Origin of the sequence: Terriglobus sp. 2YAB30_2, from assembly GCF_052114765.1 — a bacterium.
Classification (GTDB): Bacteria; Acidobacteriota; Terriglobia; order Terriglobales; family Acidobacteriaceae; genus Terriglobus.
The window spans coordinates 20,538-39,354 of record NZ_JBFRFJ010000016.1 but is presented as its reverse complement, the minus strand read 5'-3'; the positions used below and the strand labels follow the sequence as shown (position 1 = coordinate 39,354).

The following is an 18,817-nucleotide window of genomic DNA, read 5'->3' as shown; positions in this document are numbered from 1 at the left end:
AACAACATCTCAGCGAAGTCCAGACGTACCCCGTCGAAACGATGCGGGGAGCACCCCAACTACTGTATTTGGCGAATCAAGAAGGAGCACCTGCATGAAGCATGTCACCTGGGCCATTCTCTTCCTCACACCGGTTGCAATTGCATTGCAGGGCTCCGGCGGAGGAACAAAAGACGGACAGCAGGTCTTTCGGCTAAACGGTGGTGACGTGAGCTATGTGGTCGGAATTAATGATCAGGGCCAACTGCAGACGGTCTACTGGGGAAAGCGGCTCCCGGACTCACAGGAGTTCCAGGCGCCGAAACCTGGGCCGGAAGCGGCTTCGTTCGATATGTCCGTGAATACAACTCCGCAGGAGTTCACCGGCTGGGGTGGAGGGCTCTACCTCGAACCCGATCTCAAGATCACCTTTCCTGACGGGAACCGCGATCTTGTTCTGAAATACGCCTCGCACACGGCGACGGCCGACGAATTGAACGTCGTGATGAAGGACATCTCACGTGAGGTCTACGTGAAGGTGCAATATCACATGGATTCCGCAACCGGCGTCGTCCGCCGGTCTGCCGAGATCTCGAATCGCACCGGCGTACCGCTCACCATCGAACAGGTCGCAAGCGGAACCTACAACCTGCCCCGCAGCACGGACTATCAACTGCACTACGTCACCGGCAGATGGGCTGCGGAATGGAACCTGCAACAGCAGCCAATCCATGGCGGTAAGACGGTTCTGGAGAGCCGCCGGGGAACAACCGGTGCGCAGAACAATCCGTGGGTCATGATCGATCGCACCGGAGATCACGACCAGGATCACGGAGATGTATGGTTCGCGGCGCTAGGCTGGAGCGGATCATGGCAGATTGCCGTGGAGCAGGATTCAACCAAAGGAACGCGCGTAACCGGTGGGCCGAATGCCTTCGACTCCTCTTACTACCTGAAAAATGGAGAGACATTCCAGACGCCATACTTTTACGGCGGCTTCTCCAGCAACGGCACCGGCGGAGCGTCGCGCCTGCTGCATCGTTTCGAAGTCGATGCACTGCTGCCACATGCGCCGCATCCGAAGCTACGCCCTGTTCTGTACAACTCCTGGGAGGCGACCACCTTCAATGTTGACGAGGCCGGGCAGATGGCGCTGGCCGAAAAGGCTGCCGGCATTGGAATAGAGCGCTTCGTCATGGACGATGGCTGGTTCGGTGAGCGCGTCACCGATCACGCTGGACTGGGAGACTGGTACGTCAATTCGAAGAAGTTCCCTAACGGCCTGAAACCTCTGATCGACAAGGTGCACTCGCTGAAGATGGACTTCGGTCTGTGGGTCGAACCTGAGATGGTGAATCCGGACAGCGATCTCTATCGAAAGCACCCAGACTGGGTTTTGAACTTTACCAGCCGTCCCCGTACCGAGGGCCGCAATCAGCTTGTGCTGAACCTGGCCCGGCCCGACGTACATGATTACGTCCTGGGCTTTCTGGACAAGCTGCTCAACGAGAACGACATTGCGTTCCTGAAGTGGGACTATAACCGCAACTGGTCGGAGCCCGGCTGGCCGGCTGTTCCTGTCGAACAACAAAAAAATGTATACGTAGACTTTATTCGTAACTATTACGACATTTTGCAGAAGCTGCGCCAGAAACATCCTGAGGTTGAGATTGAAAGCTGCTCCGGCGGCGGCGGCCGTGTCGATCTTGGCGTGATGCATCTAACGGACGAGGTCTGGACCTCTGACAACACCGACGCCTATGACCGGCTCTTCCTGCAGGAGGGCTTCAGCTATGCCTACACACCGGCAGTCATGATGGCCTGGGTCACTGATTCGCCCACGTGGGTGAATCAGCGTTCTCTTTCGCTGGAGTATCGCTTCCTCTCCTCCATGCAGGGCTCTCTTGGGATCGGAGCCAACCTTAACAAGTGGACACCGGAGGACTTTACGACCGCGCAGAAGATGGTTGCGTCCTATAAGACTATTCGCCAGACCGTGCAGCAGGGGGATCTGTATCGCTTGATCTCTCCTCGTGAGGGGGAACAGGCAGTGACCGAGAGCGTCTCCCGTGATGGGAAGCAGGCGGCGGTCTTCGCGTACCTGCACTCAAGTACTCAGATATATCCCTTCCCTCGGCTTTATCTGCGAGGTCTCGATGAGAATGCTGTGTATGAACTTCATAGCGTCGCGGGGAAGGTGAATGAAGGCACTCCGGCCAAAGCGACAGGAGCGTACTGGATGCATCACGGAGTCGATCTTGCGCTCAAGGGTGACTTTCAGGCGGCGATGTTCACGCTTGAGCGGCAGTGAGTGCGGCGCTGAAGGTATCGCGACAGCTTCAGTGTGCTCGGAATCGGGTGCCCCATCCATCGCATCGCGATGGGTGGGATGTTCGAGCTACGCTCGAATAGTTCACTCTACCGAACCATGTTCGCAAATATCCCACTCATGCTACGCATGAATGGGGCACCCAGTGCATGGGCTGTCCAGATTACGGTCAGGCGGCCTTTTCCTTTCGCCCTACCACCAGAGAATGTTCATCAGGATAGTGGAGGCGAACAGGATGACCGCGAGAACGCAGAGCATCCGGTTTCTCGGGATCAGGTCTTCACGTTGCCAGCGGAGTGTTGCATGCTGCTGCGCAGCATCCAGCGTCACCGGCGGGCTCGAGAGCCAACCTACAACCATTGCGATGGTAAACGCATAAATTGAGGCATAGAAATTTGCGGACATCGTGCTTCCGTAGTGCAGCCATCCGCGCATGACAGCGATGGAATGCAGCGAGGAGAGTATGGATCCGGTGAAGAAACCGATCATGGCGCCGCGTTCCGAAGCTCTGCGAGAGAAGATTCCCAGGAGAAATACTGCCCAGAACGGCGCGGCAAAGACCGAAAAGATCAGTTGCACGTGCTCCATCAGGTTGGCAAAGAGGAAGTTGAGATAGGACGCAAACAGACTGACGATGACCGCAAAGATTACGGCCACGCGTCCCATCGTCAGGTAGTGCCGGTCAGACTTTCCGGACCGAAGCACCTGATGGTAGATATCTTCGGTCCACAGCGCGGCAAATGCCGAAACGTTCGACGCCAGCCCCGACATCAGACTGGCCGCGAGCGCCGTGATCCCCAGGTCAGTCAGCCACCGGCCGTAGAGCAAGGTCATCAGGGATGGCAGCGCTCGGTCATAGCGATCCAGGTTCGGCACCAGACCGTAGGCGACCAGGCCAGGCACGATCACGATCATGGAAAAGATGTGTTTGCCGAAACCCGCCCATAGCGGCACCTGCCTGGCCTCAAGTTCTGTGCGGGCCGTGAAGGCACGCTGCATGAGCACAAAGTCAGTGCACCAGTATCCGAAGCTGAGAACGAGGCCAAGGCCGACAGCAACACCGAGCACATCCATCGGAGCGTGCGGAGCAACCAGCGGCAGACCACGCCAGAGATGCACACGGTTACCAAGAGCCCAGGCGGGAAGTGTTCCGAAGCGGCGTGCGCTGAGAATCGCCAGCGGAAGCAGGCCGGCGACGATGACGGCAAGCTGAAAGATCTCGTTATAGATGGTGGCTCGAATGCCGCCGAGCAACACATAGATCGTCAACGCGATAGAGCAGAGAGCGATACCGTATTCGAATGGAAGCGACATGGTCGCGACCAGAACCTGGGCGACAGCGTACTGGCTGATGCCGGCCAGAAGCAGAAGCATGATCGCGGTGATGCATGCGTTGATGAGGCGCATGCGCGGGCCATAGCGGAGAAGAAGATATCCCGGCACGCTGGTGATGTTGTTTCGCCGATAGATCGGCATCATCCAAAGCGCGAGAAAGATCATGGCCGGGATGGCGCCCACCCAGTAGAAATGAAGCGCCTGCGCTCCATACTGCGCGGCCATAGCGCTAAGTCCAACAATCTCAAGGGCGCCGCAGTTGGTCGCGATGTAGGCAGTGACCACCGCCCACAAAGGCATGACGTGGGTCGCATTCAGATATTCGTTGACGGAGACATTCCGCCGTTTCGAGAACCATCCGATGACCATCGTGGCGACGAGATAGGCAGCAAAAAAAGCGAGATCGGCACCCAGAGGCCTTCCGGATTGCATGCTCAACGCTTGCTCTTCTTCTTCTTCGGCGCACTCTTCGGCCTCGCGGTACTTTCGCGGACGATCAGTTGTGTGGGAACGGAGAACTCAGCACCGATTCGATCGAGATTCTGTTTCGTATAGTTCATTGCCTGCAGACAGGCGGTCGCAAGCCGCTTGCGCGGAATGCGGATGGTGGTAAGCGGAGGCTGCACGACCTCACTCAGAAAAAGGTCGTCGACACCGACGATCGAAAGGTCTCGCGGAACAACTCCGCCGAGACGATGAATGCCGAGCGCCGCTCCTAAAGCCGTGAGGTCGTTGGCGGTAATGATCGCGGTTGGCGGAGCCGGCAATTGCATCAGCGACACAACGGCAGCTTCACCACCGGTAACCTGATAGTTCCCACGCCGTGTCAGCCCTGGATAGAAGACCAGACCGGCGCCGCGTATAGCCTGTTCGAACGCATTGGCCCGCACTTCCGAGGTATGAGGACCTTTGGTGCCGCCGATATACCCGATCCGTTTATGCCCAAGGGTTTTCAGATGTTGCACGGCTTCGACGAAGCCGCGCTCATAGTCAATGGAAACGTCACTGCAGCCGACCTGTACCGACCGGCGGTCCACGGTTACCAGCGGGATCTGGCGCAGGAGCAATGGTTCTACCGCACCGGTATCAAACTCAGAGGAGACCAGGACAGCGCCATCGACCTGCCGCATCAACATGCGCCGGACAGATTTCAGCAGTTTGTCGGAGGTCTGCACGCTGATGGGCAGTACTTCGTGATCGATGTCGATGAGCAGATCTTCGAAGGCGCCTACGAACTCCCCAAAGAACGGGTTGCGAAGGTCCGGTATAACCAATCCGTATGTTCGACTGCGGCCATACTTCAGCATCGCCGCACTGGGGTTTGGGATGAATCCGGCTTCGCTGACGAAGTGTCTGACTTTTTTAGCTGTGTCTTCGCGGACCAGGGAGGAACCGCTCAAGACACGCGACACCGTGGCACAAGACACGCCTGCACGCCGAGCGATCTCGCGCATGTTTACAGAACCCACGACACCTACCGTCACCCGTTTTTGAGCGGGCACCATTCCTCCGCATCCGAATGGCCGCACTGCATTTCCTGCGAGAAATCAGAACTTGAAAGGGCTAGTTTTTATACGATATCATCGGGCTCAAAGTTTCATGTCACAGCGGAAATATCTGTATTAATTCAATGAAGTTCGATGCTTCATCCCAGGCGGTTTCAGCTTCACGACGTGCTTTCCTGCGGGGCGCTGTCGGGATGGTTTCGGCAACTTCGTTCAGCAGCAGCCTGGCATTGACCGGTTCCGCGATACGCCCAGCCGACAAGACAATCGTCGTGACCTTCGGCGGCGGCGCGCGGGATGAGGAGACCTTCGCGGAAGAGGGCCAGGCGAATATCCCCAACCTGCTGCATACCCTGCTGCCTCAGGGCACCTTCTTCACTCAGGTTCGGAACGCCGGCATCCTTGGTCACTATGTTGCGACGGCAAGCATCGTCACCGGTGTTTACGAACGGTTCAACAATTTCATCGCCCAGCCGCCGCCGAATCCTACCCTCTTTGAGTACTTCCGCCGGGAGCTGCGGCGGCCGGAGACCGATGCATGGGTGATTGCCCCCAGTAATGGCTTCCAGAAGATCGGCAGCAGCAGCGCCCAGGGCTTCGGTCCCCAGTTCGGCGCGGGTGTCATTCTGCCCAAACGCCTGCTCAGCGCCGCTTCACGAAACACCCCCAATCTATTCGATAACGATCAGTTACAGCATTTCCTGCAGGACAACTACGAGATGCCCTCGTATGACATCTCAGTGACCGCGCAGGATAACGAGATGCATCTGGATACGCTGGAGTCGACCTTGCGGCTCTCGGTGCAGGACTTCGTGAAGCATGCCAGAACCCTGGACAGTGCCGACGAGCTCTCCATCTTTATTGCCAGGCGGCTGATGGATCAGCAGGCGCCTTCGCTCATGATGTTGACGCTGCACGATATGGACGTTGCCCACTCCGGAGCGTTCTCGCTGTACATCGACGCGATTCAGCGCGCTGACCGTCTCTGCGCCGAGCTTTGGAAAGCTGTACAGTCTCATCCGGAATATAAGGACCGTACGACGGTCTACATCATGCCGGATTTTGGCCGCGATGCCGATGATGACCCAGCCGGCAATGGATTCCAGCATCATCGCACCGGCAGCGCAATGGCTCGCACCACATGGCTGCTTGCCCTGGGACCGCATGTCCGTCAGAACACCGTCGTTGATCGCGCGATTGAGTCCATTGACCTGGTGCCGACCATCGGCTGTCACCTTGGCTTCAGCACCAACTCACCGGGCCGGTGCATTGAGGAGCTGCGATGACACCGGATCAACTGCAGCCGTCCTCGTTCGACCGCTATCCACCGCTGGCGCGCAGCTTCGCGGTGGAGCACCTTGCCCTGCTGCGGCAGCTGCCGCTTACGGTCTGCCCGTCGTTCCTGGCGCAGATCTCTGATCTCGATACCCGGTTTCCCATCGAAAGGAAGACGCTGGCCTGGCAATGCGATTCCCTTGCGGCTCTTCCGCAGGAAAGGCGCGATGCTCTGCTTGCTCCCTTACGCGCCATTGCAATGGCGCCGGAGCTGGAGAAGCTGGACTGGGTTAACTCTCCAGCGGTTTTCGTGGAGCGCCTGAGCGCGCATCTGTGGTCTACCGGGCAGATCAACAGTTTCCATGATGCATCTCGTGAACTCTTTGCCGCCATTCCGAATCAACAGAACGAGGCCACACGGCTCGCACTGATCGTTGTCGGGCAGGGCGCAGATGCGTCCCGGGCATCGATCCTCAGCAAGCTTGCACGGAAGGGTGTCCGCTTGAACGGCGTGAACCCGGCAACTGCGCAGCAACAACTGCTGGAAGCATTCGCGAAACACGCGGCGAAAGAGCAAGAGGCCTACGCGCATTGGTATGTCGATGGCGGCCAGCCGTGGGTGCTGCCTGAGAGCGTGCGGGCTGCCGCCATTCAGGTCAGCTATCCCCAGCTCTCTCCCCTGCGGAAACGTGTGTTGGAACGCATGCAGGCGATCCTTAACACAAATCAGGCGAATGCCGAGAAGATGCGCAGCGATCTCGCAACGATTGCTCCGAGCGAACTGCGCAGCGGACAGATCGTGCCTGACCCCATTTTGCAGCGGTTTTATACCGAGCTGTTCACATCGGGATCAGGCACACAGATCTTCAGCACCTCGTTTGTGCAATGGGCCGGTCGCGAGCTTGCTCGCCGTGCACAACCGCACACTGTGTTGCTGCGATATACACCACGCCAGCGTCATCGTGGCTTCAACGAGATGGTGAGCGATCCGGAATCGAAGGTACTGGATCCAGAAGGCTCGCTGGTCGACGCCGAGATGGACGCGTACTACAACTGGATCGAGATGGGCCGTATTGCAGCGCCCGGCAAACTGACGGTGCTGGCATGGGTAGAGGGCAGCTCCAAGGCGGTGATGGTCAGCGCGAAGACAAAGCCCAATACGATCTCCAATCAGGCTGTCACGATCGAACAGGCCCTGACGTCGTTTGCGGTGGTTTGAGTTCAGAGAGCCTGGATCGGATTGCTGGCTCTATGTCTAAACAGTCTTTGGGTGGGAGCAGCGGGCTGAAGCCCGCGCCTCCCACCTACCTACTGACCGCGATAGACGCTCCACTCAAAGATCGCAAGATCCGATGCAGGTGTGCCTGCTGCGAAGTTCAACCGTAGATAGCGCACACGCGGCAGCCGCGGAAACTCCGTTGGTGAGCCGCTCGTGCCTTCTCCGGTCTGATCAACGATTGGGAACCACTTCGTTCCATCCAGCGAACCTTCGATACGATAGCGGTAGCGCTTCCATGCGTATTCGAAGCTCACCTTCGCCGTTGTTCCCGCAATCGGTTGACCGAGGTCCAGAACAAGCCACGGAGCTTTATCCTCCGCAGCCGGTTGCCAGCGCGTCGCGTAGTTGTCGTCGAGAACTGCGCCTTCCGCGAAGTCCTGCCCCGCTGTGCTCGAGGCAGTCGCCGTTACAGGAAGGTGGCCGGCATCGCGCACGCTGGTATGCAGCAGTGCTGGTCCGGTATGTGTGGGCGTTACCTTGCGCAGTGTACGAGCTGCATCGTCGACAACCAACTCATCCATACAGAGCTGACGCAGGACCGATGCCGCCTGGAACGGCAGGCTGTGGCGGTGATAGACGATGTAGGTCTTTTCATTACGCTCGAAGACCGCATGGTGTCCGGGGCCAAGGATGTCATGCTCCTTATCGCTCACCAGAATCGGACTGGTGGCGCCTTCAAGGAATGGGCCGAATGGGTTATCAGCGACGCTATACCGCACGTTGTACGTGTCATCCGTAGTCTTGCCTTCGGAGTACATCAGGTAGTACGCACTGCCGTGCTTGAACATAAACGGGCCCTCGAAGTAGTGCCCGGGCGTAACATCCTTCGGCTCTCCGTCGAAGGTGACCATATCGGACTTCAAGCGGACGACGAAGCAGTGTCCGTTGACCCAGTTCAATCCCGATCCCCAGTACAGATAAGCCTGGCCATCGGTATCGACAAAGACCTCCGCATCGATCATGTGGTATCTGCGATCGAAATCCGCGCCTATGAGAGGACGGTCGCCCAGGGCATTGCTCCACGGTCCGAGCGGCCGGTCTGCAACACCAACCCACACTTCACTGCCGACCGAGACATACATGTAGTAGCGGCCATTGGGCGCATGAATCACTGACGGCGCCCACACCATGCTGTTTTTGGAGGTGGGGCTTGTTGCCGCTTCCTTCGTAGGCCAGTTCAAAGAACATGAAGACCAATGGACAATGTCGGCGGACATCCAGCAGCTCAGGGTGCGGCCTCCCCAGGGATCTTCTGTCGCGAAGACATAGGTGATCCCGTTGTCCTGCAGAACGGTGGCATCAGCGTTGTATCCCGGAATAAACGGATTTCCATTATGAGGCGTATTCCATTTCGTCGATGCCGGCTGATGGGCAGCGGCGACTCCGGCAAGAGTGAGGCAGAACAAAAAGAGATTCCGACGTATACTCAATGCTTCTTCCCTGGACGCTGTTTTGCGTCGGTGCTTGTCTTTGCCGGTGCTTCTTTCATTTGAGAAAGATATTGCACCAGGGTCTGAATCTCTTCGTTGGTCAAAGCCTCGCCAAAGGGCGGCATCGATTGACCACCATTGCGGATCTGACCTTCGATAAAAGTCTTATCGCGTCGCAGGCCGACGCCACGCAGAGAGGGAGCCTTTCCTTCCGTACCTTCAAGGTGTTCGCCATGGCAATAGACGCAGCCCTTCTGTTTCGTCAACGCTGCCCCATCGAGCGGCTGATCTGGCTGTTTTTCCTGCTGTTGCTCCTGTGCCTGGACACCACATGCCGCAAGCCCGAAGAGCAGCACGATGCAGCGGAGACCCAGGAGCGAAAGACGTCTATACACGCGTGTCCTCTAGTTCTGCGTCGCCGTAAAGTTCGTTGGAAGTGAGCCCTGGATATGATCCTGATCCGAATCGATCTCGTGCGCATGCCAGAACACGCTTTCATTGGCAATCTCAGGGTGCAGGTTAAGAAAGCTCAGCGCGAAGCTATTGGCAGAGGGATCATCCTTCTGATCATTGAAGGTCGCTGCCTCCTTTGCCGCCATCTCCTTATCACCGAGCCTGCGGTAAAGGATCGAAAGGATATAGTGCGCCGCCAGATCGTCGGGATCGATGCCCTGCACCTTCAGATACTCCTCCTTCGCCTCAGCATAGCGGTGCAGCTGATAGAGCGAGAAGCCCAGCTCACGATGCGCATCCCGCGAGCGCGGAAAAGTGACGATCACCTGCCGAAGAAGAGCAATCGCCTCTTCCAGGTCTCCAGTATTCCGTTGGACCAGTGCGAGGTAATATTGCGCCCGAGCATTTCCAGGTGAGAGTTTCAGCGCTTCACGCAGATGATTGGCGGCCTCACTGTAGCGCTGCCAGAAGAATTCCGCGATGGCCTGGTTCGTGTAGGCATCGGCATAGGTGGGCCGCAGGGCCGCTACATGCTTGAAGGCGTCGAGCGAGGCGGCGTACTGCTGCGCATCCAGCAGCGCGATACCGTAGTTATTCCAACGCATCCAGTCGGGATTTTCATTCGGAACCGGCTCTGTACGACCGTTCTTTCCGACCTGGATCGTGCGCGACGTAGACACAACTTCTACCACCGGCTGCGGGTAGTGGTCGTTGCCGGTCTTCTTCATGCCGAAGTCCATGAAGTGTTGATTGAAGCGGCGATACCGCACGGTCGCCGTCAGTGTTACCGGTCCGCTACTTGCAGCCGGCATGTGGAAGGCGTAACGCACTAGTTGCGAACGGCCGGACTGGATGGTGTTGTTGTATGCAACGATCTTGTTATTCCAGACCTGATGCTCGCGGTTCTGAATACCATCCGGATTGATCAGGCGATTCGTGAACGAATGCGCCCGCGGATCAAGATCACCGTTCGGCTGCAGGAAGCCGCTCTCGAACAATACCTTGCCGGCCTTGTCCTTGACCGTGAAGTCGACCCACGACTCATAGAAGTCGCGCTGCTCCGGTACGAGAGCGTGCGCGATGCCCTTGTTCTGCAGTACCACATCGGCCGTAATCAGCTCGCCCGGCTTCACTTCGAAGCTTTGCATTCCCAGCGGAGCAGAGACATCTTTGCCGTCACTGCCGTGCTCCAGAGCGAAGAGGTCGACGTTGATGTAGTTGCTGCGCAGGAACTCGACGATCTTCTTTGCCTGCTCGTCGTAGCCGTAGTACTGCGGAATGATCGTGTTCGCACCCAGCCAGCGGTGCGAGGCCAGTTCCCCGTTCTTCGCTCCTGGGTCGGGCAGGCTGATCTTCTCGCGCACCATGTGGCAGGTCACGCAGGTGGAGACAGAGTCCTTGACATAAAACGGCAGCGGAGACTGCTTGGCAAACGAGGAGTTCTGCCACTCGTCGTACAACGAGATCGCACGCTGCCACTTATAGTCGTTAAGGTCACGGGGAAGAGCTGCCTTATGACACGCGGCGCAGAACTCTGGAGTTTTATAAAGAGGCTGCATGACCGCCGCCTTGTGGCGGTCGAGATGCGTAAGGATCTCAAGATCGGAGACCTGGCGGGTAATACGGGCTCCGTTTTCATCCACGAGTACAGCTGGAACGGCAAGCACGTAGGAGCCGGTGCCGCGGGTGTCAGTCTTCTGGATGGAATGGCAGACGGAGCAGGTAACGCCATCGGCATCAAAGGGACGGCGTTTGTCAGCACCCTGCGTGAGCGTGCCGGCCACCATGGCAACGGGATCGTGGCAGCCTTCGCAATGACGTGTGTATTCCACGCCCTTCGTGTCTTTCAACATGTCCACGTTGCGCAGATACCACGGCGCCCGATTGGAGTTGGAATGCGCGGACTCACGCCACTGATGTTGAGCTTCTTTATGGCAGCGTCCACAGTACTGTGCTGTTGGGAAGTCCTTGGGGTCGATGAACTGGTCCGTGTCCGTCGTCATCAGTGAAGGCAGGAAGTGCCTTTCCGGGCTGAAGCGGTCGTTGTAGTTCGCGTTAACCTTCTCGTTGTACGCCGCCCGTTTTGCAGCAGCGGTCTCTGCCTCGGTCGCAGCGGAAACCTTGCCGCTGCTGCCACGCAACGCGACCGCAATCCCCAACGGGAGAACGGCTGCCGCGGTGAGCAGCAGGCCAATACCTTGCAAGGAGAAAAGGCGCTGCTTCATGCTAGCCACCACCTTTCAGAGACGGTCATACGCGTACTTGTGCAGTGTGTTATCAAAACCGGGATACCTGTGTCGAGATCAATTCCAAAATCTCCGAAATGATTGTTTCCATTGGGCATTCAGAAGGTGCTTAGACGAATTCGGACAACGGTGTTCTGGCTGCGGTGGAAGTTCAGGCCACGATCGGTCTGATCGCCGTTCCACAACCGTTTCGCCTTCCACACTCCATTGACGTACTCGCCTTCTTCGGCGCTGAGGATCTGCATCCGGAGTCCCGGAAGCCGATCGGGAACGTGGAACGCAACGCTGGACTCGACGCCTGTTACCAGGAATTCGTTGGGACCAAGTTGTGCGACGAGAGCTCGGCCGGAGTGGTCAGGAGTGCCGGGTGCATGGCGGCCGTCCTGCTGCGGGAAACCGAAGCGTACGGACGCCTTCCAGGGACCGAAGTCGAGCTCCTGCTCGGCCTGGCCGGGGAGTTCCACCGAGGTCTTCAGCTTTCCTTCAAAGTTGAGTTTGGCTAGTTCATCCGCCATCGGTCCCAGCAGAGCATAGTTCCGGGTGTGAGCCTTCGGTCCGTCATCTTTGGCGAAGGTCCAACCGGTCTCGTCCACACCGAACGGCGAGAAACCGATGGCTCCATGGCCTAAAGCCTGGAACAGATAGGGCGCGTAGCTGTCGCCATTGCCGGTCTCAGGAATCCAGAGTGCATTGTCCGGGCGAGCATAGGCGTCGAGCACACCCTTGTAGAAACCAGGATCGTCGGAGTAGATGTCCGGACCGATGACATCGATCGACGGTGCAAGAGCCTTCCAGAGTGGAAGCATCGCTACGGTTGGCCCACCGGAGGGATAACCGATGCCTGGGTTGCGTACCTGGCGTTCGGGAAGCTCTCCGATGGGATAGGCCAGCCAGACATTGCAGTACATGGGAATGTTGAACTCGTGCTTGCCGGCTGCGGCGATCTCATTGACGTAGCGAGCCTGATAGTAGGCCTGGAAGGCCTCATCCGCATCACCGCCGAATACTTCAAACCAGGTGCCGGGCTGTTTGTGCAGCGCGTTGACAAGATCAGTGGGAACGGCGCCGGCGACCTCGCGATTCGAGGCTTCAGAGAAGTCGCGCGGTGTGCCGATGTTGCCGGACTCGTTTTCGACCTGCACAAAGATCACGGTGTGATCCTTACTGTCGATCTCTGCCAGATGATGCATCATCGCCGCAAAGGCCCGCTTGTCGGCATCGAGGTTGGTGCGGGACTGTGCGGAGAGCACGTCCAGAGGTTCACCGGACCGATTGATCACCCGTGCGTACTTCTTCGGATCTTCCTTCACCCATTGCGGCACATAGTGCATGTTGCCGTTCTTCCAGGTGCCGAACCACAGAATGACCAGATGCATGTTGTGCTCGCGGCTTTGGCGCACCAGCATGTCCACGGAGGAGAAATCGAACTTGCCCGGGGCCGGCTCCATCTGCTCCCAATAGATCGGGGCTTCGATGGTGTTGGTATGCATGCGCTCCAGCGCGGGCCAGACCTGCGGCATGGTGTCAGGCCATGTGCTGGAGTTATTGATCTGCGCTCCCAGTACCAGGAATGGCTTACCGTTTACCAGAAGGGCGTGACGTCCGTCCTGCTCAACAACCTTCGGCGCTGGAACTGCCTGTGCCTGCGGTGCGGCCTGCGGGACAAATGCCAGCGTGGCTGCAAGCGCGAGGGTCAGGCGAGTGGCAGAGATAGGCATGCGATAGCTCCTGTCAGAAAAAGATGGGTTTAGTTCTTGGCAGTCAGAAAGGTAATCACTTCCTGCATGCGCCGGTTGTTTTCGTCTTTGGATTGCTGTGCGTACTTCTGCTGTAATGCGAGCTCGGTCTGTGCCTTGTCCCCTTTTCCGAGACGTGCATAGGCGCGTGAGAGACGGTAGTGCGCCTCAGGAAATGCGGGACGCTGCTCGACAGCATGCTCCAGGGATGCCGCACTTTCATCCCATTGATTTCTGCTCTGCTGCAGCACACCCAGTTCATACCAGGCGTCCGCAAGCCGGGGGTCCGCCTTCAGGGAGTGCTGCAACAGCAGCTCCGCTCTTGCGGTGTCGCGAGTATCGGTTGCTTGATGAAGAATGCTGCTCGCGGCATAGAGTGATGCCATTGCATTCTCAGGGTGTGCGTCGGCAAAGGCCTGCAGCGTATCGCAGCCGGCAACAGAGGCATTGGATGCAACCTCGCAGCTTCTGCCAAGCAACTCCGCTGCAGTGGCGTTCTGGGGAGAGCGCCGCAGCACCGCCTGAAAGGGCTGAGCAGCCAGATCGTAACTGTGGTTGCCAAAGTAAGCGATGCCCAACCCCATCTGCAGTAGCTCACTGGATGGATACTTTGAAACTCCGTACTTGAAAATATCGATCGCCGAGCCAAAACTCCAGTGCTGCAACATCTCGTTACCGAAGCCGAAGATCATGGACTCGGAGGGATCAAGCTGGGCAGCAAGCTGAAAGTGCTTCACCGCTTCGGTGTAGTTCCCTGCCTTCTCCTCGGACTCCGCAAGGATCTCTTGCGCGGGTGCGGACTTGAGAGCTTCAGGGTCTGCGAGCAGATCCTTTGCTTTGGCCGGCTGCCCGTTCTTCAGTAGGGCCGTCGCCCAATCGATCCGCATGTCTAAACTTACCGGAGCGTTGACCGCTCGCAACACCACATTCGCTTTCTCGAAGGACACGGCAGCAGCCGCGAACTCCTCCCGCTGCATCTGCACTGCGGCAAGCGCCAGGCGGTAGTCAGACTTTGCGGGAGCGCGCTTTACCAGGTCGCTAAAAATCTCTTCGGCATGCTTCGTATTTCCGGACTTCATCGCAGCAACGCCGAGGTTGAAAGCGATGGCAGCATCACTTCTGCTGCGGGTATAAGCACGTTCCAGAAACGGCAATGCAGCCGCATTGTCACCGGAGTCTGCCAGCGCCATCCCGGCGGCGGCCTGAAGTTCCGTTTGGCACGGATAGGTCTGCGCAAGCTTTATAAGCTGGGGTTTTGCCTGTTCCAGATCACCCTTGTTATAGCTTTCGAGCGCGTTGCGAGCCAGGGCGGCATCTGCCGGCGAAAGGGAACAGGTCGCGGGATGCACCGTATGTTTCGCTGTTGTCTGTCCATGCAACGTCAGAGGCACACAGCAGAGCAGAAGCACGGCGGCTTTTGAAACAGATCTCACAGGGTCCGGAAAATTTGATGGCTTAAGACTGCGATGTGCAGCCGAACTCATGGTCCGGCTGCACATCATTGTATGAAACCGCAGGTTAGAAGTTGATCTTGCCCGCGAACTGCCAGAACCGCGAGTCTGGGGTGAACTGACCCAAGCTACGGGCTGAGGTAATTTGTCCGCCACCGGATCCGATGTTGGCATCGGGGTTGCCGTAGGCGGGCGTGTTCAGCAGGTTGAAGTAGTCAGCACGAAGCTGGAGCGTCGTCGACTCCCGCCAGATGTTGAAGGTCTTGAAGAGCGAACCGTTGACGCGCTGGTAGCCCGGGCCTCGGACCGAGTTACGTGGCGAACCAAGATACGGCAACGCCGCTGATCCGGTGATGACAGAACCAGAAGCAACCGCGGGTGGATTGACGAAGGAGCACGGGTTATACCAGTGTTTGGGTGTCCGGGTCTGGGCCGCGCAACTTACGGTATCGGTGCGGCGCGAATCGGGCGAACCACCGGCAGCGAACGGATCGCGGATGGCCACCGGATGCGCGTTTCCACCGGCCTGGGTGCTCACATTGGTGTTCATGCTGAATGGATTACCGGTCTGCGCGATGAACGTCAAACTGTTCGTCCATCCCCCAAGGATAATGTCCATCGCACCATGATGATTGCCATACTTCTTGCCGACGCCGTACGGGAAGGCATATGAGCCGTTGAGCGCAACGCGTTGCCGCACGTCGAAGGGTGAGTTGCTCCAGTCAGGCCCCAGGCCGATCAGGTTCGGATTACGGAAACCGGCATCACCTGTGCTACCCAATGGTGTCGGCGCATTATCGAGGGAATGCGACCAGGTATAGCTCGCCAGGAAGCTAAGCCCGTTATGCATGTGCTGATCGAGTTTTGCCTGCAGCGAGTTGTAGCTGGAGCCTCCAGCGTACGAACTGTAGGCTGTACCGTTGATTCCAGGGAATGGTTTGTACTTGGTTGTATCCTGGCCCGATGCGAGAAGGGCTGTCGATCCGTTCTTATCCGGAAAGACAATCAGGTGACGTGAGTTGGAGCCCACATACGCCAGTCCCGCAGAGAGCGAGGGAGAGATCGCGTATTCGGTTGAGAGGTTGTACTGCTGGCTGTACGGCGTCTTCACCTGAGCATCCGATCCGCGCAGGCTGGGGTTAGAAACCGAATTCTGCAAACCTGCAGCGATCGCGGCGGAGAAGCCGTTCTCTAACGTAATGCCGTTGTTACGGCAGCTTGTCGTGCTGCAGGATCCATACAGCGTAGTGGAGTTATATCCAGACTCGAACATGAACGGATAGTTCAGGCCGAGGTTGGGATAGTATCCCGCGCTCTCGAGACCGCCGTAGAAGAGACCGTATCCAGCTCTCAGCACCAGCTTGTCTGTCGCTTTGTAGGCGATGCCGAAGCGGGGTGCGAAGTTGGTCTTCTGCGGTTGAATCAGGAAGCGGTTGTCTGAGTAAGCAATGTTGATACGGTTGGCCGCCATCGTGTTCGTGAAGCTGCTTGCCAGCGATACATTCCGCTTGGAGCTCGGAATGTAATAGGTACCCGTTCCTGTGCTGGGTCCGATCGTGCTCACGACAAAAGCCGCCTGGTTATCATGGCGTTCCATGTAGGGCTGCGCATACTCGTAGCGGAGACCGAGGTTCAGAGTAAGCCGCTGCGAGATCTTCCAGTCATCCTGGAAGTACGCCGCACGAATCCACCGAACATCATCCGTGGTGGCGATGTTGGTGAGCGCTGCCGTGTCCATGTTGTTGGTAAGGAAGTCCGCAACGCCGGAGCCCGTGTATGCGATTCCGCCGGTTGTGGGCGAACCCGCTCCCGCGGTGAACTTACCGCTGTAGTTATAGGTTCCCCGCGGTTCGATGGGCTGAAGCGTGGAGAAACGAATGCGTTGGAAGTTAATGCCGGTACGGAAGCTGTGGTTGCCGACAATCTTGGTGACGTTGTCCAGGATCTGGTAGACGTTCTGGTGCTCGTCGGTTGGCGTCCAGGTCGGTGTGCCAAATCCGTTGATACCAGTTACAGAAACGTTAGGCAGACCGCCGTTGGTGGTGCCTCCTGGAATACCGCCAAGTCCGATGCTGGCCGCCAGGTTCGAGTTCGTCGCGTTCGGCTGCGTGAACCCGAAGTGACCGTAGTTGTAGCCGAAGCGCGCTTCGTTGACGAAGCTCGAGTTGAAGACGTGCGTCCAGCTTGCTGCCAGAGCTTCTGAGAAGTTGACAATGTTGCCGGTGTCGCCGAAGCCGCCGCCATCCAGAACTGGCCCGAGAATCGGAGCACGGGTTCCAGGAGTATCGGAGTAGCTGGCGCGAACGAACGCCTGGTCCTTCTGGGTGGCGTTGTAATCAGCGCGGATATCGAACTGCGTCGTGTTATCGATCGCGTTCCGGTTGCTGAAGTAGTTATTACTGATCCTGCCGTTGATGCTCTGGTTCGCGACCGGATACATGTTCAGGATCTTTAGCGCAGTGGCATTGATCTGGCTTGCGCAGAGGACATTGTTCTGGCCATTGCAGCTCATCGGCGTGGCGATGTTGCCCGAGTTCGGCTGCACCAACTGTACGGGGTTACTATTTCCGGTCTTGTTGGTGTCCAGAAGCTCTGAGAAGTTGCCCTGGCGCATCAGCGTCGTGGGCACGGAGGCGTTGCTGCTCTCGCCGAAGATGATGCGATTCGCTTCCACATCACCGAAGAGGAAGAGCTTGTCTTTGATAATCGGGAAGCCCAGTGTGCCGCCGAACTGATTCTGACGGTACTTGGGGACTACACGATTGCCAAACGACGACCACTCATGGATATCGAAGGCATCGTTACGGATATATTCCCAGGCCGAACCGTGAATGCTGTTGGTACCGGACTTCACCGATACGTTAACGACCGCGCCGGCCGAGTGGCCGTATTCCGCGCTGTAGGCGCCGGTCTGCACCTTGAACTCAGCCAGTGCCTCCGGTGGGGGCTTCACGCTGTACGAAGCTCCGTTGAAGAAGTCCACCACGTTGACGTTGTTATCGACGCCGTCCAGAAGGAAGTTGTTCTGCTCTGACCGCATACCGTTGGCCGAGAAGTCGCCTTTACCTGAACCGCGCGATCCATTACCGGGAGCAATGCCGGCTGCGAGCTGCGCGATGAAGACGTAGTTACGTCCGTTCAGCGGTGTGTCGACGATGGTCTGCGCTTCAATAACCTGTCCCGTCGAACCGTCACCGGTCTGCAGCAGAGGCGCTTCCGTCGTTACAACGACCGTCTCTTCCGCTCCGACCTGAAGTGCGATGTCCACAGTCGCGCGTTCGGCGACGTGGAGCTGAATATTTTCCTGTTGCTTGGTGGAAAAACCGGACGCCGTAACTTTCACGGTGTATTTGCCGATCTTCACGGGGGAGAAGGTGTAGGTTCCTCTGGAGTCCGTTCTGTCCGTCAGGACGAATCCCGTATCCACGTTCGTTACAGTCACCGTCGCATTCGGGACTGCAGCGCCGGAAGGATCCGAGACGGTGCCAGTGATGGCACCCTGGTCGACCTGTGCGTACAGAGGATGAGTTGCCAGAGAAACAATTGCGAGAAGCATGGATAGTGCCCATGCCATACCTCGCCGCGTGCAGAGTTGGTTAACTGCGCGTGCGTTCATGCGTTTTGCCCCTCGAATGGAAATGCTGCTGCTTTTTTGAATCCGGATTCATAGAGTGTTTGAATCCGGATTCATCTAATAGCGAGAAAACGTTATCCGCGCCGCTAAAGCTATGTCAAGAAATCTTTTATGAGACGATTCAGTCGCTCGAATTAGTTCAGGGATCGAAGTTAGAGAGAGACG

The 18,817-nt window shown here is 57.6% G+C and carries 11 protein-coding genes; 3 read left to right on the top strand and 8 right to left on the bottom strand.

The features are described 5' to 3' along the window. Positions 1-94 precede the first annotated feature (94 nt). On the top strand, positions 95-2,290 hold the full coding sequence (locus AB4Y89_RS19845) for an alpha-galactosidase (protein WP_442302681.1): 2,196 nt from the start codon (positions 95-97) through the stop codon (positions 2,288-2,290). A 210-nt stretch (positions 2,291-2,500) separates the two neighbouring features. Here AB4Y89_RS19845 and AB4Y89_RS19840 read toward each other — a convergent pair whose 3' ends face one another. Then, complete coding sequence (locus AB4Y89_RS19840; protein ID WP_442302680.1) at positions 2,501-4,075, bottom strand: sodium:solute symporter family transporter; 1,575 nt, start codon at positions 4,073-4,075, stop codon at positions 2,501-2,503. Between the two features lie 2 nt (positions 4,076-4,077). After that, a complete protein-coding gene (locus AB4Y89_RS19835; RefSeq protein ID WP_442302679.1) occupies positions 4,078-5,148 on the bottom strand; it encodes a LacI family DNA-binding transcriptional regulator in 1,071 nt (356 codons plus the stop codon). A gap of 125 nt (positions 5,149-5,273) precedes the next feature. Here AB4Y89_RS19835 and AB4Y89_RS19830 point away from each other — a divergent pair, with 125 nt between their 5' ends. Further along, a complete protein-coding gene (locus AB4Y89_RS19830; protein WP_442302678.1) occupies positions 5,274-6,434 on the top strand; it encodes a hypothetical protein in 1,161 nt (386 codons plus the stop codon). Further along, positions 6,431-7,642 (top strand): hypothetical protein, encoded by a 1,212-nt coding sequence (locus AB4Y89_RS19825; RefSeq protein WP_442302677.1) that lies wholly within the window; start codon positions 6,431-6,433, stop codon positions 7,640-7,642. Before AB4Y89_RS19830 ends, AB4Y89_RS19825 begins: the two co-directional genes overlap by 4 nt. Before the next feature lie 89 nt (positions 7,643-7,731). Here AB4Y89_RS19825 and AB4Y89_RS19820 read toward each other — a convergent pair whose 3' ends face one another. The 6 genes from AB4Y89_RS19820 to AB4Y89_RS19795 all read right to left on the bottom strand — a co-directional run bounded on the left by AB4Y89_RS19820 (position 7,732) and on the right by AB4Y89_RS19795 (position 18,634). Continuing rightward, on the bottom strand, positions 7,732-9,132 hold the full coding sequence (locus AB4Y89_RS19820) for a family 43 glycosylhydrolase (protein WP_442302676.1): 1,401 nt from the start codon (positions 9,130-9,132) through the stop codon (positions 7,732-7,734). Continuing rightward, positions 9,129-9,527: a c-type cytochrome gene (locus tag AB4Y89_RS19815; protein ID WP_442302675.1), complete on the bottom strand. Its 399-nt coding sequence runs from the start codon at positions 9,525-9,527 to the stop codon at positions 9,129-9,131. Before AB4Y89_RS19815 ends, AB4Y89_RS19820 begins: the two co-directional genes overlap by 4 nt. 9 nt (positions 9,528-9,536) lie before the next feature. Beyond that, positions 9,537-11,810 (bottom strand): tetratricopeptide repeat protein, encoded by a 2,274-nt coding sequence (locus AB4Y89_RS19810; protein ID WP_442302674.1) that lies wholly within the window; start codon positions 11,808-11,810, stop codon positions 9,537-9,539. Positions 11,811-11,929: 119 nt separating this feature from the next. Then, the gene (locus AB4Y89_RS19805) at positions 11,930-13,549 is read right to left on the bottom strand and encodes a GH35 family beta-galactosidase (protein WP_442302673.1); all 1,620 of its coding nucleotides are present in this window, start codon (positions 13,547-13,549) and stop codon (positions 11,930-11,932) included. Positions 13,550-13,578: 29 nt separating this feature from the next. Further along, positions 13,579-15,000 (bottom strand): tetratricopeptide repeat protein, encoded by a 1,422-nt coding sequence (locus AB4Y89_RS19800; RefSeq protein WP_442302672.1) that lies wholly within the window; start codon positions 14,998-15,000, stop codon positions 13,579-13,581. 85 nt (positions 15,001-15,085) lie between these two features. Next, entirely contained in the window at positions 15,086-18,634 is a 3,549-nt protein-coding gene (locus tag AB4Y89_RS19795; RefSeq protein ID WP_442302671.1) for a carboxypeptidase regulatory-like domain-containing protein, read from the bottom strand. Positions 18,635-18,817 lie beyond the last annotated feature (183 nt).

What these genes read in the sequence shown, in the direction of transcription:
- AB4Y89_RS19840 (WP_442302680.1), bottom strand. Translation starts at nt 4,075, where the DNA reads ATGCAATCCGGAAGGCCTCTGGGTGCCGATCTCGCTTTTTTTGCTGCC.
- AB4Y89_RS19810 (WP_442302674.1), bottom strand. Translation starts at nt 11,810, where the DNA reads ATGAAGCAGCGCCTTTTCTCCTTGCAAGGTATTGGCCTGCTGCTCACC.
- AB4Y89_RS19845 (WP_442302681.1), top strand. Translation starts at nt 95, where the DNA reads ATGAAGCATGTCACCTGGGCCATTCTCTTCCTCACACCGGTTGCAATT.
- AB4Y89_RS19805 (WP_442302673.1), bottom strand. Translation starts at nt 13,549, where the DNA reads ATGCCTATCTCTGCCACTCGCCTGACCCTCGCGCTTGCAGCCACGCTG.
- AB4Y89_RS19825 (WP_442302677.1), top strand. Translation starts at nt 6,431, where the DNA reads ATGACACCGGATCAACTGCAGCCGTCCTCGTTCGACCGCTATCCACCG.
- AB4Y89_RS19795 (WP_442302671.1), bottom strand. Translation starts at nt 18,634, where the DNA reads ATGAACGCACGCGCAGTTAACCAACTCTGCACGCGGCGAGGTATGGCA.
- AB4Y89_RS19835 (WP_442302679.1), bottom strand. Translation starts at nt 5,148, where the DNA reads ATGGTGCCCGCTCAAAAACGGGTGACGGTAGGTGTCGTGGGTTCTGTA.
- AB4Y89_RS19830 (WP_442302678.1), top strand. Translation starts at nt 5,274, where the DNA reads ATGAAGTTCGATGCTTCATCCCAGGCGGTTTCAGCTTCACGACGTGCT.